The organism is Pseudomonas sp. PDM04 (assembly GCF_014851765.1).
Lineage (GTDB): Bacteria > Pseudomonadota > Gammaproteobacteria > Pseudomonadales > Pseudomonadaceae > Aquipseudomonas.
In genome coordinates this window covers 556741-571919 of the sequence record NZ_JACVAI010000005.1, presented here as the reverse complement: position 1 = coordinate 571919, position 15179 = coordinate 556741, and the positions used below count along the sequence as shown (strand labels likewise).

13 protein-coding genes and 1 pseudogene are annotated in these 15179 nt (G+C 64.0%); 9 read left to right on the top strand and 5 right to left on the bottom strand.

Annotated elements, in window-relative coordinates:
• Positions 1–77 precede the first annotated feature (77 nt).
• Positions 78–248 (top strand): hypothetical protein, encoded by a 171-nt coding sequence (locus IB249_RS22080; protein WP_192307826.1) that lies wholly within the window; start codon positions 78–80, stop codon positions 246–248.
• Positions 249–255: 7 nt separating this feature from the next.
• Here the strand turns inward: IB249_RS22080 and IB249_RS22075 are convergent, their stop codons facing one another.
• Positions 256–1452 carry a multidrug effflux MFS transporter gene (locus IB249_RS22075; RefSeq protein WP_192307825.1) on the bottom strand — a complete coding sequence of 399 codons (1197 nt, stop codon included), beginning with the start codon at positions 1450–1452 and terminating at the stop codon, positions 256–258.
• Between the two features lie 199 nt (positions 1453–1651).
• Complete coding sequence (locus IB249_RS22070; protein ID WP_192307824.1) at positions 1652–1849, bottom strand: cation transporter; 198 nt, start codon at positions 1847–1849, stop codon at positions 1652–1654.
• Between the two features lie 148 nt (positions 1850–1997).
• On the opposite strand from IB249_RS22070, the gene IB249_RS22065 reads away from it, so the two are divergent.
• From IB249_RS22065 to cueR, 3 genes are all read left to right on the top strand, one after another.
• Positions 1998–2381: a hypothetical protein gene (locus IB249_RS22065; RefSeq protein ID WP_192307823.1), complete on the top strand. Its 384-nt coding sequence runs from the start codon at positions 1998–2000 to the stop codon at positions 2379–2381.
• An 87-nt stretch (positions 2382–2468) separates the two neighbouring features.
• Positions 2469–4862, top strand: coding sequence for a heavy metal translocating P-type ATPase (locus tag IB249_RS22060; RefSeq protein WP_192307822.1), 2394 nt, complete (start codon positions 2469–2471; stop codon positions 4860–4862).
• Positions 4859–5272: a Cu(I)-responsive transcriptional regulator gene (gene cueR, locus IB249_RS22055; protein WP_192307821.1), complete on the top strand. Its 414-nt coding sequence runs from the start codon at positions 4859–4861 to the stop codon at positions 5270–5272. The genes IB249_RS22060 and cueR overlap by 4 nt, the downstream gene beginning before the upstream one ends.
• A 162-nt stretch (positions 5273–5434) precedes the next feature.
• Here cueR and IB249_RS22050 read toward each other — a convergent pair whose 3' ends face one another.
• Positions 5435–6328 (bottom strand): PA4780 family RIO1-like protein kinase, encoded by an 894-nt coding sequence (locus IB249_RS22050; protein WP_192307820.1) that lies wholly within the window; start codon positions 6326–6328, stop codon positions 5435–5437.
• Between the two features lie 441 nt (positions 6329–6769).
• Here IB249_RS22050 and IB249_RS30265 point away from each other — a divergent pair.
• Both IB249_RS30265 and IB249_RS30260 read left to right on the top strand, forming a co-directional pair.
• A pseudogene (locus IB249_RS30265) lies at positions 6770–7858 on the top strand (cache domain-containing protein); the annotation flags it as partial.
• A gap of 90 nt (positions 7859–7948) precedes the next feature.
• Entirely contained in the window at positions 7949–8716 is a 768-nt protein-coding gene (locus tag IB249_RS30260) for a methyl-accepting chemotaxis protein (RefSeq protein WP_412548023.1), read from the top strand.
• Between the two features lie 115 nt (positions 8717–8831).
• On the opposite strand, the gene IB249_RS22040 is transcribed toward IB249_RS30260, so the two are convergent.
• Both IB249_RS22040 and IB249_RS22035 read right to left on the bottom strand, forming a co-directional pair.
• Positions 8832–9623, bottom strand: coding sequence for an AraC family transcriptional regulator (locus tag IB249_RS22040; RefSeq protein ID WP_192307818.1), 792 nt, complete (start codon positions 9621–9623; stop codon positions 8832–8834).
• A gap of 184 nt (positions 9624–9807) precedes the next feature.
• The gene (locus IB249_RS22035) at positions 9808–11085 is read right to left on the bottom strand and encodes an acetyl-CoA C-acetyltransferase (RefSeq protein ID WP_192307817.1); all 1278 of its coding nucleotides are present in this window, start codon (positions 11083–11085) and stop codon (positions 9808–9810) included.
• Between the two features lie 237 nt (positions 11086–11322).
• On the opposite strand from IB249_RS22035, the gene IB249_RS22030 reads away from it, so the two are divergent.
• The 3 genes from IB249_RS22030 (at position 11323) to IB249_RS22020 (ending at position 15176) form a co-directional block, all read left to right on the top strand.
• A complete protein-coding gene (locus IB249_RS22030; protein ID WP_192307816.1) occupies positions 11323–12675 on the top strand; it encodes a 3-oxoacyl-ACP reductase in 1353 nt (450 codons plus the stop codon).
• Positions 12676–12679: 4 nt separating this feature from the next.
• Positions 12680–13534, top strand: a complete 855-nt coding sequence (locus IB249_RS22025; RefSeq protein ID WP_192307815.1) for a MaoC family dehydratase — start codon at positions 12680–12682, stop codon at positions 13532–13534.
• Positions 13535–13757: 223 nt separating this feature from the next.
• Entirely contained in the window at positions 13758–15176 is a 1419-nt protein-coding gene (locus tag IB249_RS22020) for a collagen-like triple helix repeat-containing protein (RefSeq protein ID WP_192307814.1), read from the top strand.
• The last annotated feature ends 3 nt before the right edge of the window (positions 15177–15179 follow it).

The following is a 15179-nucleotide window of genomic DNA, read 5'->3' as shown; positions in this document are numbered from 1 at the left end:
GTTGTCATGGTTTTGATTGCACGGGGGTCTACAATCGTGACCTCTGCGATGCAATCTTTTAACCGAGGAGGTCAGCAATGAAGATCCTGATAAAAGAATTGGCACATTCCCAGTGGCAGGTCCGCCTGGATCAACACGCCGTGACATTCCGCACCGAAGCCGAAGCCCGCGCCTTTACCCGCACCCTCGAAGCGCGCCTGCAAGCCCCTCACCCGATCCCCGTCTACCAGCACCGAGCTGCTGGCTGAGGCCTCCTCAGACCTGGGCTTGCGCCAATGCCCGGGCATTTTGCAGACGTCGGGTGAGCATCGCCGCACTCACCACCAGAATCGCGCACAGGCTGATGACCATGGCCATCGGCATCGCGCTGCCGTCATACAAGACACCCACCAGCGACGCGGCCCCGGCGGCGACGCTGAATTGCAGGCAACCGAGCATCGCCGACGCACTGCCGGCGCGCGCACCCTGCCCGGTCATGGCACACGCCGAAGCATTGGGCAGAATGCAACCGAGGCTGGAGATGCAGATGAACAGCGGCACCAACAGCGGCCACAATTGCTCGGTGTGCAGCGAGCTGACAGCCAACAGCGTCAGGGCCGCCGCCAGGTAAATCCAAACGGTGCGCACCAGCAGATACGCCGGCCCGCGCTTGGCCAGCAGGCGTGCGTTGACCTGCGCCACCAGAATGAAGCCTGCCGCGTTGGTACCGAACAACCAGCCGAAGTGCTCGGCCGGAACCCCGTAGAGCTTGATGAAAACGAACGGCGAACCGGCGATGTAGGCAAACATCCCGGCGATGGCGATGCCACCGGTCAGGGCGTGGCCCAGGTAAACCGGATCCTTCAGCAGGCGACCGTACTGGCGCAGCGCCCCTGACAGCGGTTGACGCGGCAGGTGCGCGGGCATGCTTTCCGGCAACCCCAGCGCCACTGCCAGCCCCGCCATCGCACTGAAACCGGTCAAGGCGAGGAAAATCGATTGCCAGCCCGTGGTGTTGACCAGCAATCCGCCGAGCATCGGCGCGAGAATCGGCGCCAGGCCCATGACCAGCATCAGTTGGGAAAAGACCTTGGCCGAGCCCACGGCATCACACTTGTCGCTGACCACCGCCCGGGAGATCACCATGCCGGCGCAGCCACCCAATGCCTGGACAAAGCGCGCGCCCATCAGCCACTCCAGGTTCGGCGCATAGGCGCACGCCAGGGACGCGACGGTGAACAGGCCGACGCCCGTCAGCAATGGCACCCGCCGGCCGAAACGATCCGCCACCGGGCCGTACGCCAGCTGGCCGATGGACAGACCGAGGAAATACGCGGCCAGCGTCAGTTGAACGTGCTGTTCATCGGTGCCGAACGCCAGGGCCATCGCCGGGAAGGCCGGCAGGTAGAAATCGATCGCAAGCGGCCCAAAAGCGCTCAGGGCGCCGAGTATCAAAATGGTACGGAGGTTCATCAGGCATCCAGTGGGACTGAGGTCAGCAAGCCCGACAGTCTAGCCGTGCCTGGCCGCCTTGAACATTCCGATAGCTCGCTAACTATTAAAAACCTGCTGAATGGAAGCAAAACACTGTGGGAGCGAGCTTGCTCGCGATTGCGCGGGCATCAGTCAATATCAATACCCTTGACCGGGACTGGCTCCCACAGGGAAGTGTTCAGGCGACTTTCACTTCATAGCCTTCTTCACTGATCGCCGCGATCACTTGATCGACGGTCAATGCGCTTTCGACGCCCACTTCCTTCGCCGCCAGGTCGACTCGCACGCTGGCTGCGGGATCCTTCGCCTGCAGCGCCTGGGTAATGGCCTTGACGCAATGGCCGCAAGACATGCCTTGAACGTTGAACACTTGCATGCAATGACTCCTTTTGATGAGGTTGCGCACAGCCTCGACCTTTCCACCATGGCAAGGTCAAGTTCTGAGATTCGCTGCCGGGCTGGCAATCGGCGCCGCGCTCGGCCAAGCTGCGAGCATCAATGACTCGAACTCAGGAGATTCAGCCATGCGCTGGTCAGCTTTCAGCCTGTTTGGCTTGCTCAGCCTTTCCGCCGCCGTGCCCTCGGCCCTTGCTGCCGGTGAAGATTACGGCGTCCTGATCATTTCCCGCGAGCGCCTGGAAGTGTCGACCAGTTGCGAAATCGGCGTGTACCTGCAGGATCAACTGTCGGCGCGGCTGTTCCAGGAACAGAGCACCTCGTTCAACCTGCCGCCGGGCGATGTCTCGCTGCGCCTCAAACTGCTGCCCGGCCAGGCGCCGGGTTGCAACCCCGGAATGCTCGCGCCGGGCTCGCAGGTCATTACGCTCAAGGCCGGTGACGTGTTGAAGTACCGGATCGCCATGACCCAGGAAGGCATGTACCTGAAGCAGGCAGCCCTGGATTACTGACGCCGCATTTGATCTGGAACATGGCGCTTGACCTTGCCCGCATGGCAAGGTTGATCCTGTAGGCATCTTCTACAGGGAGCGCGACCGATGTCCGAATCCATCACTTTCGATCTGCCGATTGCCGGCATGACCTGCGCCAGCTGCGCCGGGCGTGTCGAGCGTGCCTTGAGCAAAGTCATTGGCGCCACGGCGGTCAGTGTCAACCTGGCCACCGAGCAGGCTCGGGTGCAGGCGCCGGGCGACAGCCTGCCGGCGCTGGTGGAGGCCGTGGCACAAGCGGGCTACAGCGTGCCGCAGCACAACCTGGAACTGAGCATCGGCGGCATGACCTGCGCCTCCTGCGTCGGTCGAGTCGAACGGGCGTTGGGCAAGGTGCCGGGTGTCAGGCGCGTCAGCGTCAACCTGGCCAACGAACGCGCCCACCTCGAATTGCTTGGGCAGGTCGCCCCCCAAACCCTGATCGATGCGGTGTCCAGGGCGGGTTACAGCGCCAGCGTCTGGCAGCCCGAACAACCGCAGACCGATACGCAACAGCAGCACCTGCACCGTGAGCGCTGGGCGTTGATCCTGGCGATCGCGCTCGCCCTGCCGCTGGTGTTGCCGATGCTGCTGCAACCGTTCGGTGTGCACTGGATGCTCCCGGCGTGGGTGCAGTTCGCGTTGGCCACCCCGGTGCAATTCATCTTCGGTGCGCGCTTCTATGTGGCCGCCTGGAAAGCGCTGCGTGCCGGTGCCGGCAACATGGACTTGCTGGTCGCCCTCGGCACCAGCGCCGGCTACGGCCTGAGCCTCTATGAGTGGGCCACCGCCGCCGGACGCATGCCGCACCTGTATTTCGAAGCGTCCGCAGTGGTGATCGCTCTGGTGCTGCTGGGCAAATACCTGGAAAGCCGCGCCAAGCGCCAGACCGCCAGTGCCATCCGCGCCCTTGAAGCGCTGCGCCCGGAGCGCGCTGTGCAGGTGATCGACGGCCGTGAACAGGACGTCGCCATCAGCGCCTTGCGCCTCGATGACCTGGTCCTGGTCAAACCCGGTGAGCGCTTTCCGGTGGACGGTGAAGTGGTCGAGGGCCAGAGCCACGCCGATGAAGCACTGATCAGCGGTGAGAGCCTGCCCGTACCGAAACAGCCCGGCGACAAGGTGACCGGTGGCGCCATCAATGGCGAAGGCCGATTGCTGGTACGTACCCAGGCCCTCGGGGCGGAAACCGTACTGGCGCGCATCATCCGGCTGGTGGAGGACGCCCAGGCGGCGAAAGCGCCGATCCAGAAACTGGTGGATAAAGTCAGCCAGGTGTTTGTGCCGGCGGTCCTGCTGCTCGCATTGGCAACCCTGGTGGGCTGGTGGCTGTACGGCGCGCCGCTGGAAACCGCGTTGATCAACGCCGTCGCGGTGCTGGTGATCGCCTGTCCGTGCGCCCTCGGCCTGGCCACGCCGACCGCGATCATGGCCGGCACCGGCGTGGCCGCGCGCCACGGGATTCTGATCAAGGACGCCGAAGCCCTGGAACGCGCCCATGAAGTCAGCGCGGTGGTGTTCGACAAAACCGGCACACTGACGTCCGGCGCTCCGCGCATCGCTCACATGACCGCCGTTGACGCGGACGAAACCGCCCTGCTGCAAATGGCGGGCGCCCTGCAACGCGGCAGCGAACACCCGCTGGCCAAAGCGGTATTGGACGCCTGTGCCGAACGCGGCTTGACCGTGGCGGACGTCAGCGACAGTCAATCGCTGACCGGACGCGGCATCGCCGGCACCCTCCAGGGCCGTCGGCTCGCGCTGGGCAATCGGCGCCTGCTGGAAGACAGTGGCTTGAATGCCGGTCCATTGGCAGATTCCGCCAGTGCCTGGGAAAACGAAGGCCGCACCCTGTCCTGGCTCATCGCGCAATCGCCACAACCGCAAGTGCTGGGCCTGTTCGCGTTTGGCGACACCCTCAAGCCCGGCGCACTGCAGGCGGTGCAACAACTCAGCCGGCGCCAGATCAGCAGCCACCTGCTGACCGGTGACAACCGCGGCAGCGCCAGAGTGGTCGCCGAAGCGCTCGGCATCGAGGATGTCCACGCCGAGGTGCTGCCAGCCGACAAAGCCGCCACCGTCGCGGCCCTGAAAAAAACCGGGGTGGTGGCGATGGTCGGCGATGGCATCAACGACGCCCCGGCCCTGGCCGCCGCCGACATCGGCATTGCCATGGGCGGCGGCACCGACGTCGCCATGCACGCGGCCGGGATCACCCTTATGCGCGGCGATCCGCGCCTGGTGCCGGCGGCGCTGGAAATCAGCCGCAAGACGTATGCGAAGATCCGGCAGAACCTGTTCTGGGCCTTCGTCTATAACCTGATCGGCATCCCGCTGGCCGCGTTCGGCTTCCTCAACCCGGTGTTGGCCGGCGCGGCAATGGCGTTATCGAGCGTCAGCGTGGTGAGCAATGCGCTACTGTTGAAAACCTGGAAACCCAAGGACCTGGAGGATGACCGATGAACATCGGCCAAGCAGCCCGTCAAAGTGGCCTGAGCGCGAAGATGATCCGTTATTACGAGTCCATCGGTTTGCTCAAGGCGGCCCATCGCACCGACAGCGGCTATCGGCTGTACGGCGATGACGACTTGCACACGCTGGCGTTCATCAAGCGTTCGCGGGATCTGGGGTTTTCCCTGGAAGAGGTCGGCAAACTGCTGGCCCTGTGGCAAGACCGCCAGCGTGCCAGTGCGGACGTGAAGGCGCTGGCCCGTCAGCACATCGATGAGTTGGAGCAGAAAATCCGCGAGCTGGGCCAGTTGCGCGACACCCTGCAGGACCTGGTGGAGCATTGTCAGGGCGATCACCGGCCGGACTGCCCAATCCTGAAGAATCTGGCGTCGGGGTGTTGTGATTCATCGGTGCCAGCCTGAAACAGACGTGCTGGCTGTCAGGCCGTGCTCGCGGCCGGCCCGCTCCCAGATTGGAAGGCGCTCGACAGGGGGGACGGGCGCGCTCCGGGCGGCGGTTGCCCCTTCATAACCCACCCACCATAAAAAAACCGGCCGAAGCCGGTTTTTTTCTGTCTCAACCGATCACTGCATCCACGGAGGCGGCGGCTCTTCGGTTTTGTTCGGTGGCGCATCGTCTGCGGCAAGGGCCGCTTGCCGGCGCTCTTCGTCTCGGCGCGCCGCTTCGATTTCGCGCATCACCCCGCCGACATCGGCCAGTTCTTCCGTATCGGCGAATTCGCCGGTCAGGACACTGCCCGGATGCAGGGTGCCGGCCTCATACAAGGCCCACATTTCCTTGGCGTACCGGGTGTTTTTCAGCTCCGGGGCAAACCGCCCGAAGTAGGACGCCATGTTGCCCACGTCCCGTTCCAGCATGCTGAACGCATGGTTGTTACCCGCCGCGTCGACCGCTTGCGGCAGGTCGATGATGACCGGGCCGGTCGGCGTCAACAGCACATTGAACTCGGACAGGTCACCGTGCACCAGACCGGTACACAGCATCAGCACGATCTGCGAAATCAGGAACGCGTGATACTCGCGCGCCTGGTCCGGCTCCAGCACCACGTCGTTCAGGCGTGGCGCGGCATCGCCGTACTCGTCGGCCACCAACTCCATCAGCAGCACGCCTTCGAGGAAGTCATACGGCTTGGGTACCCGCACACCGGCATTGGCCAGGCGGAACAATGCCGCCACTTCAGCGTTCTGCCAGGCGTCTTCGGCCTCCTTGCGACCGAACTTGGAGCCCTTGGCCATGGCCCGGGCCTGCCGACTGTTGCGCACCTTGCGGCCTTCCTGATATTCGGCCGCCTGACGAAAACTGCGTTTGTTCGCCTCCTTGTAGACCTTCGCGCAACGCAGCTGATTGCCGCAGCGCACCACATACACCGCTGCTTCTTTACCACTCATGAGTGGGCGCAGCACCTCGTCGACCAGACCGTCCTCGATCAGGGGTTCAATGCGTTTTGGAGTCTTCATCAGCTTTTATTGTGGGTCCTTTATTACCAAACACGCGAAAGTCATTCGTTATACGGCAATCCTTTCCCGGGCGGGAGGGGTTGCCGACCTATGAACGCTGCAGATGCACACAATGTGCCGAAAAACCTGACAAATTCCGCCGATGTCCATCGACCGCCAAGGATCATAGCCGAGCACGCAACACTTGTTGGAGAAGGGATGCGCGGGGAATGGCGACATGATCTGACGTACCGCCCGACTCCATTCGTAGGATTTTTTTCGATAACCCTCAATTTCCCGCCTTGGCAGCCGAAGTCATCAGTAACAAAGTGAATTGTCCGACACTCGTTTCGATAGAAAACGACGGCTTCCCAGGATCGGGATCAACAACACCGTTTATGGCTGCCAATAATTCCGCGAGTCCTCTGCACTACGTGGGTTACAAGAAAATATGGAGCGCGGATGAACATCAAACAGAAGTTGACGTGGGCGTTTGCAATCATCGCCTGCTTGCCCGTGGTACTGGTCGCCACCCTGGTGGTGCTGAACCTGCGCAGCGATGCCAAGGACGACTTCGTCGACGGCAGCGGCCGCGAGATTCGTCAGGTCAGCAACGCCATGCAGCTGTTTTTCGACGGCATCAGCCAGAACGTCGAGTACCTGGCCAACCAGCCATTGGTCAAGACGGCCGACGCCAGCGTGAAGAGCCGTGTCAGCGCTGACGCCGCGCAGATCCCCGATACCGAGATCGACACCAAACTGTTTGATTTGTTCGCGGCCCTGGCCGCCAGCCATCCGGCTTACTCGTACGTGTCTTACGGCTTGGCCAGCGGTGGTTATGCGTTCTGGCCGGGCGACGCCAAAATGTCCAACTACGATCCGCGCATTCGTCCCTGGTACAAAACGGCGATGGCCAACCCGGGCAAGACCGTGCGGACCGAAGCCTACTACTGGGCCGGCGATGACGCGGTGCTGGTCAGTACCGTGCGCGCCGTGGCCAACCAGCTGGGGGCCCAGGGCGGCGTGGTCAACATCGACGTCTCGCTCAAGCAGCTCACCGAGATCGTCAAGCAGATCAAACTGGGCGAATCGGGTTACCTGATGCTGCTGGAAAACACCGGTACCGTGCTGGTGGACCCGAAGCAGCCGGAGCATAACTTCAAAGCCCTGGGCAGCCTCGGTGACGGTTACGCACAACTGGCCAAGGCAGGCAAAGGCCTGGTGGAAGTCGAACTCAACGGCGAGCGCTACATGGCCAACGTCTGGCCGTCGGAACAATTGGGCTGGACCTTCATCGGCCTGATCAAGCAAAGCGAAGTGATGAGCTCGGCCACCCAACTGACCTGGTTGATCGCGATCATCGCCGCCGTGCTGGCCGTGTTCTTCGCCATCGTCGGCGCCAGTTTCGCCAGCCTCATCGTACGTCCGATCCGCGGCGTGGCCAGCGGCCTGGAAGGCATCGCCCAGGGTGAAGGCGACCTGACCCAGAGCCTGCAAATCCGTGGTCGCGATGAAACCGCGCAACTGGCCAACTGGTTCAACCAGTTCCTGGCGGCGATTCGCAACCTGATTCAGAGCATCGGCGGCGCCGCGAGCAAAATCCTCGACACCTCCAAGAGCTCGACCCAGGTCTCCCACGACATGGCCGAGGCGGCCGGTCGTCAACGTGAAGCCGTGGACATGGTGTCCACCGCGTTCCACGAAATGGTCGCCACCGCCAACGAAGTCGCGCGCTCCTGCAGCCAGGCCGCCGAGTCGGCCGACAGCGGCCAGCGCCAGGCCCGCGAAGGCCAGCAGCAGATCGATGCCGCGGTGAACAGCGTTGATCGCCTGAGCCAGGAAATCGAACAGTCGGCGCAGTCGATGCAACAATTGGAGCGCGACAGCAATGACATCCAGTCGATTCTCGGGACGATCCGTTCGATCGCCGAACAGACCAACCTGCTGGCGCTGAACGCCGCCATCGAAGCCGCCCGGGCGGGTGAGCAAGGTCGCGGTTTCGCGGTGGTGGCCGATGAAGTGCGGGCGCTGGCCAAACGCACGGCCGACTCCACGGCGGAAATCGACGGCCTGCTCGGCAACCTCGCCAAACGCACCAGCGAGGTGACCCAGCAGATGCACGCGAGCCTGGAAGTGTCGCAGCAGTCGGTGACCCGCATCGGCGAGGCGCGCAGCAGCTTCGGGCAGATTCGCGAATCGGTGGACGTGATCCGCGACATGAACACCCAGATCGCCACGGCAGCGGAAGAGCAACACCAGGTGGCCGAGGACATCAACCGGCACATCAGCCAGATTCACGGCGATGCGCAGTTGGTGGCGGAACTGGCGAACTCGGCGCGGCTGGATTCCCAGAGTTTGGCAGGGTTGTCGAGTGAACTGGACGGGTTGGTTCGACGCTTCAAGACCTGACATCCTCCCTGTGGGAGCGGGCTTGCCCGCGATTGCGGTGTGCCAGTCGATACGTGTGACAACTGACACTCTGCCTTCGCGGGCAAGCCCGCTCCCACAGTAGACAGCGCCGATCCTACTGGCGGAACAACTCCCCCGGCGTAAAGCCGAACAACCCCTTGAACGCCGCTATGAACGCTGACGTCGAGTCATAGCCACAGGCCAACGCGGTATCGGTCACGCTGCCGCCCTCCTCCAGCAGGCTCAACGACGACAGCAATCGCATGCGCTGGCGCCAGCCCCGGAAACTCAAGCCGGTTTCACGCTGGAACAGGCGCATCAGCGTCTTCTGCGACGTCCCCAGGCGCTGCGCCCACTCCTGCAAGGTCACGTCGTGCTCCGGGGTTTCGATCAACTCGTTGCACAGCGCCAACAACCGCTCATGACGGGGCAACGGCAGCGAGAAGCCGACTTCCGGCAGGCTCGCCAGTTGATCCAGCAACACGCTGACCAGCCGCGCCTGCGGGCTGTCGCCTGGTGGATACTCCACCGGCAGTTGGCAAAAACTCTTGATCAGCTCCCGCGCCAGCGGCGTCACCTCCAACACCCGACACCGGTCCTCGGCCCAGCGGCAGTCTTCGCGGCGCACATACAGGCTGCGCATCTCGGCGCGCATCGAGGTCACGACCTGATGTTCGACCCCCGCCGGAATCCAGATCCCCCACTGCGGCGGCGCAAAGTAGCTGCCCTCGGCGGTGTGCACGCCGAGAACGCCGCTGATTGCGTAGGAAAACTGCACCCAGTCGTGGCGATGGGCGGGGGTCCAAGAGCCAGCGTTGAGGCTTTCTACCCGGGCATAGAGCGGGCGTGGCAAGGCGCCAAGCACTGGAATGGCGCGCTCCAGGGAAAGCTGTCCGTTAGTCGCCATTGACGAGCCTTGTATCGCTGAGTGTCTGGTGGGGACGACGTTAAGCCAAGTCGAACGTCCGTTCAACACTGTGGGAGCGAGCCTGCTCGCGATAGCGTCGGAATCCTCGCCAACAAGGCCTCGACAAATCGCAATCGCAAGCAGGCTCGCGGCCACATCAGGGATGGGGTCTCAGTCCAGGAGATCAGCGTTCGAGGATGGCAGTAACGCCCTGCCCACCTGCGGCACAAATCGAAATCAATCCTCGCCCCTTCCCGGCCACATCGAGCAACTTCGCCAGGTTCGCGACGATGCGCCCGCCGGTGGCCGCGAACGGATGCCCCGCCGCCAGCGAGCTGCCCTTGACGTTGAGCCGGCTGCGGTCGAGGGTGCCCAGCGGTGCGTCGAGGCCCAGGCGGGTTTGGCAGTACTGCGGGTCTTCCCAGGCTTTCAAGGTGCAGAGCACCTGCGCGGCGAAGGCTTCGTGGATTTCGTAATAGTCGAAGTCCTGCAGGGTCAGGCCGTTGCGCGCCAACAAGCGGGGCACCGCGTAGACCGGCGCCATCAGCAGGCCTTCGGCCCCCTTGACGAAATCCACGGCGGCGGCCTCACCGTCACGCAAATAGGCCAGGACCGGCAAACCACGTTCCTTGGCCCACGCCTCACTGCCCAGCAGCACCAGCGATGCGCCGTCGGTGAGTGGCGTCGAGTTGCCGGCGGTCAGCGTGCCCTTGGCGCTTTTCTCGAAGGCGGGTTTGAGCGAGGCCAGTTTTTCCAGGGTCAGGTCCGGGCGCAGGTTGTTGTCGCGGGTCAGGCCGAGAAACGGTGTCATCAGGTCGTTGTGCCAGCCCTCGGCATACGCCGCCGCCATCTTCTGATGACTCTCCAGCGCCAGTTGATCCTGCTCGGCGCGCGCAATGTTCCAGGTCTGCGCCATCAACTCGCAGTGATCGCCCATGGACAGCCCGGTGCGCGGCTCGCCGTTACGCGGAAACTCCGGGATCAGGTGACCGGGGCGCAGTTGCAGGAAGGTCTTCAGTTTGTCGCCCGTGGTCTTGGCCCGATTGGCTTGCAGCAGGATCCTGCGCAATCCTTCGTTGATGCCGATGGGCGCGTCGGACGTGGTGTCGACCCCGCCGGCAATGCCGCACTCGATCTGACCCAGGGCGATCTTGTTGGCCACCAGCAAGGCCGCTTCCAGGCCGGTGCCACACGCCTGCTGAATGTCATAGGCCGGGGTGGTCGGTGACAGTCGCGAGCCGAGCACGCATTCGCGGGTCAGGTTGAAGTCCCGGGAATGCTTGAGCACCGCACCGGCGGCCACTTCGCCCATGCGCAGCCCGTGCAGGTTGAAACGCTCGATCAGGCCTTCGAGCGCTGCGGTGAGCATGGCCTGGTTACTCGCGGTGGCGTAAGGCCCATTGGAGCGGGCGAATGGAATGCGGTTACCGCCAATGATCGCGACGCGGCGCAACTGAGTCATGAAAAGCTCCTTCTGAATCGAAAAATGTGCGTTCCCCCCTGGGAGCGAGCCTGCCCGCGATGGCGGTTGATCAGGCGACATCCATGTTGGCTGACAGGGCCCCATCGCGAGCAGGCTCGCTCCCACAGGGCGGTTTCGTCCGCCTGAAAGCACAAGCGTAGGCTTTATCTCGGGAATCGAACGACCGATTGCCATTCGTGGTCCACACTTTGAACCCCAGCTACCGGAGCGCGTTCCATGTCTGACCGCTATATCGACTTCGCCAATTCGTCCATCGGCCATCGACTGGTCGGGGCCCTGGGTCTGCCGTCACCCGTGCGGCTGGAGCGCTGGCAAGCCGGCCGGTTGCGGCCGGTCGAGGGGGCGCTGCTGATCGGCGGCGGGCCGCTGGCGGAGAACGTCAGCGCTTTCGCCAACCGCCTGACGGATGCGATCTACAGCTACGGCACCGAGCCTTCGATGGCCACCCCGTGGATTCCCGGCCACGGCCCCAAACTCAAGGCGGTGGTGTTCGACGCCAGTGACCTGGTGCACACCGATGCGCTGAAGCAGTTGCGCGAGTTCTTTCAGCCGTTGATGAAAAACCTCGATCACAGCGCGCACCTGGTGATTCTCGGGCGCGCGCCGCAGGACTTGAGTGATCCCTTCGCCGCCAGCGCGCAACGTGCCATCGAAGGCTTCAGCCGTTCGCTGGCCAAGGAACTGCGCAGCGGCGGCACCCTGCAGCTGATTCATGTCGGCGCAGGCGCCGAGGACCAACTGGAAGGGCCGTTGCGGTTTTTCCTCTCGCCCAAAAGCGCCTTCGTGTCCGGACAGGTGATCCGCCTCGACGCCTGCGACACGCCAGTGACGGACTGGACGCGGCCATTGGCGGGCCGCAAGGCACTGGTCACCGGCGCGGCGCGGGGTATTGGTGCGGCCATCGCCGAAACCCTGGCCCGTGACGGTGCCCAGGTCATTGTGCTCGATGTGCCAGCGGCCAAAACCGATCTCGAAGCGCTGGCCGCACGCCTCGGTGGGCGCGGCATTACCCTGGACATCTGCGCCGAGGACGCCGCTGCGCAGTTGATCGAACACCTGCCTGACGGGATCGATATCGTAGTGCACAACGCCGGCATCACTCGGGACAAAACCCTGGCCAACATGACCCCGGAATTCTGGGACGCAGTGCTTGCGGTCAATCTCAACGCGCCACAAGTGCTGACCCGGGCCCTGCTCGACAGCGGCACCTTGCGCGACAACGGCCGGGTGATTCTGCTGGCGTCGATCAGTGGCATCGCCGGCAATCGCGGCCAGACCAACTACGCGGCGAGCAAGGCCGGATTGATCGGCCTGGCCGAAGCCTGGGCACCGCAGCTCAATGAGCGTGGAATCAGCATCAATGCGGTGGCCCCCGGCTTCATCGAGACGCAGATGACCGCGCACATTCCGTTCGGCTTGCGTGAGGCGGGTCGGCGCATGAGTTCGTTGGGCCAGGGTGGCTTGCCGCAGGACGTGGCCGAAGCGGTGGCCTGGCTGGCGCAACCGGGTACCGGCGCATTCACCGGTCAGGCACTGCGGGTCTGCGGCCAAAGCGTTCTGGGGGCCTGACGATATGATCACCGACTGGCACACCCTCGACCGCGAACCTGGCTTGCCAGGGTTGTATGCGCGGGCCGCGACACGACGCAAGATCACGGGCAGCACATTACCCGACACCGGTTTACGTTGCTGGGTCGACGTCGATGCCAAACGCCTGGCCGCCTACCGTTCCGTGTGCGGCTTCGCCGACAATGGACTGCTGCCGCCCACCTATCCACACATCCTGGCGTTTGCATTGCAGATGCAATTGCTCACGGCCAAGGCCTTTCCGTTTCCGCTGCTGGGACTGATTCACCTGAGCAACCGGATAAGCGTATTGCGCCCCCTGGGAGGGGTGAACCGCGTGAGGATCGGCGTACGAGTGGAGAACCTGCAACCCCACGCCAAGGGCGCGACGTTCGATCTGCTGACGACACTGGACGATCAGTTGGGGCCCCTGTGGGAGGCGCAGAGCCGGATGCTCTGTCGCGGGGTGAAGCTCGAGGGTGAGCCGGTCGAGGACGAATGGACGACCTCACAGGCGCAAAGCGAAGTGACTCGCTGGAAAGCCCCCACGGACATCGGTCGGCAATACGCCAAAGTGTCCGGCGACTACAACCCGATTCACCTCAGTGCCGCGAGCGCGAAACTGTTCGGCTTCCCCACGGCCATCGCCCACGGGTTGTGGATCAAGGCTCGCACCCTTGCGGCGCTGGCCGAGCATTTGCCGACGGCAAATATCGAAATCGCGGTGCAGTTTCGTAAACCGGTGAGGCTGCCCAGCGAGGTCTTCCTGCTCGCCAGTGCAGCCGGGTCCAGCGGCGATTTTCAGCTTATGGGTGCCGGCGATCTTGAGCACATGGTGGGGCATTGGCGACCGATCGCCTGACGTTTCAGGCCCCCGATCCTTGATCGTTTCCACGCTCCGAGTGGGAACGATCAGCACCGGCCCCCTCTCCCCACGTCATTATCCAAGGTGTTAATACCAATTGGAGAATGGCGCCCCAGAGCGCTTGCGCCTTTTATGTAAACAACGGACGAAGGCAGCATCGCCGGCAGTCACGGCGAGCTATCGAAACCACGGCGTTGTTACAGGTGCAAGGAATCTCTCCATGAAAAATCCAGCGTGGTGTAAATCGGCAACGGCTCTGGCACTGATCCTGTCCCTGGGCCTGGGCGGTTGCAGCAGTGGCGGTGGCGGTCATCACAGCAGTTCCGGCAGCAGCTCACCCGACAGCTCGGCCAATGCCGGCGCGGGCGGTGGTGGTGGCAGCGATGGCTCGGGCGGCGGTTCGGGTGGCGGCGGTGGAACTGGCGGCGGTGGCACGACCCCGCCAACGGCGACGCCACTGGTGACCACCACGCTGGTTCAGGATGTGGGCACCACCGTCAGCGGCCTCGGCGATGGCGTGGGCCAGATCGGCGACTCCCTGGGCTCGGTTCCAGTGGCCGGCGGCGTGGTGCAAAGCGTGGCCAACACGGCGGGCAATGTGGTGACCACCCTGGGTGACGGCCTGGCCAACGGTGTCGGCAAGCTCGGCACGGATCCGAACGGCCTCGGCGTCACCGCCTCGGCGGTGGGCGGCGTGGTACAGGATGTCGGCAATGGCGTTTCCGACGTCAGTGGCAAACTCGACACGGCCACCGCCCGCATCCCGGTCGTCGGTGGCGTCGTGACTCGCGTCGCGCCGGTGCTCGATGGCGTCGGCCAGAAAGTCACGATGCTCGGCGACACCCTGAGCACAGCCACCACCACGGGTCCCCTGGGTTCAGTCACCCAGGAAACCGGGGATGCACTGGTACCGGTCATTGCCATGGTGGAAAACACCACCGATAAGGTCGGCGACGCCACCGGGCTGGGCGAGCCGCTCAAGGGTGTGATCAAGAAAGTGGGGGATACCGTCGATGGCGTGGGTGACAAGGTCACCGATGCCGGCAAGGGCAATCCTGTGACCAACACCCTGGGTAACGCGCTGAGCAATACTGGCACGGCAGTTGGCAAGGCCGGCGGCCTGGTCGCCAATGGCAGCGGTTCAGGCGCGGGCGGCAATGGCTTGCTGGAAACCGTGGGCGGCGCCGTGGTCAATATTGGCCAAGGCCTCAACGGCGGCAATACCGTGATCAACGCAGCGGGCGGTAACGCGGTCGCGGGCGGCAACCTCGTTGCCAGTGTCGGCGGCGCACTGGGCGGTTCCGGTGTTGCCAACCTCGGGCCGACGGCACCGCTGGCCAGCGTCGGCAGCAACCTCGGCACAGCGCTGAGCCCGGTAGTGGGCGCCGTCGGCGGCGTGACTCAGAATGTCGGCGCCGCCACCGGCCTCGGCAGTCCGGTCGCCAGCCTGACCGGCCAGGCCGGTGGTGCAGTCGCCAACCTTGGCGGTGCGATTGCCGCCGGCAATGCCAACCCAGTCAGCACCTCGCTGGGCAACACCGTGACCTCGTTGGGCAACACCGTCACTGCCGCGGGCGGGTTGGTCAACGGCGGCACGGGCGGCGGCGGTCTGCTCGGAGGGCTGGGCAATAAACGCTAGTTG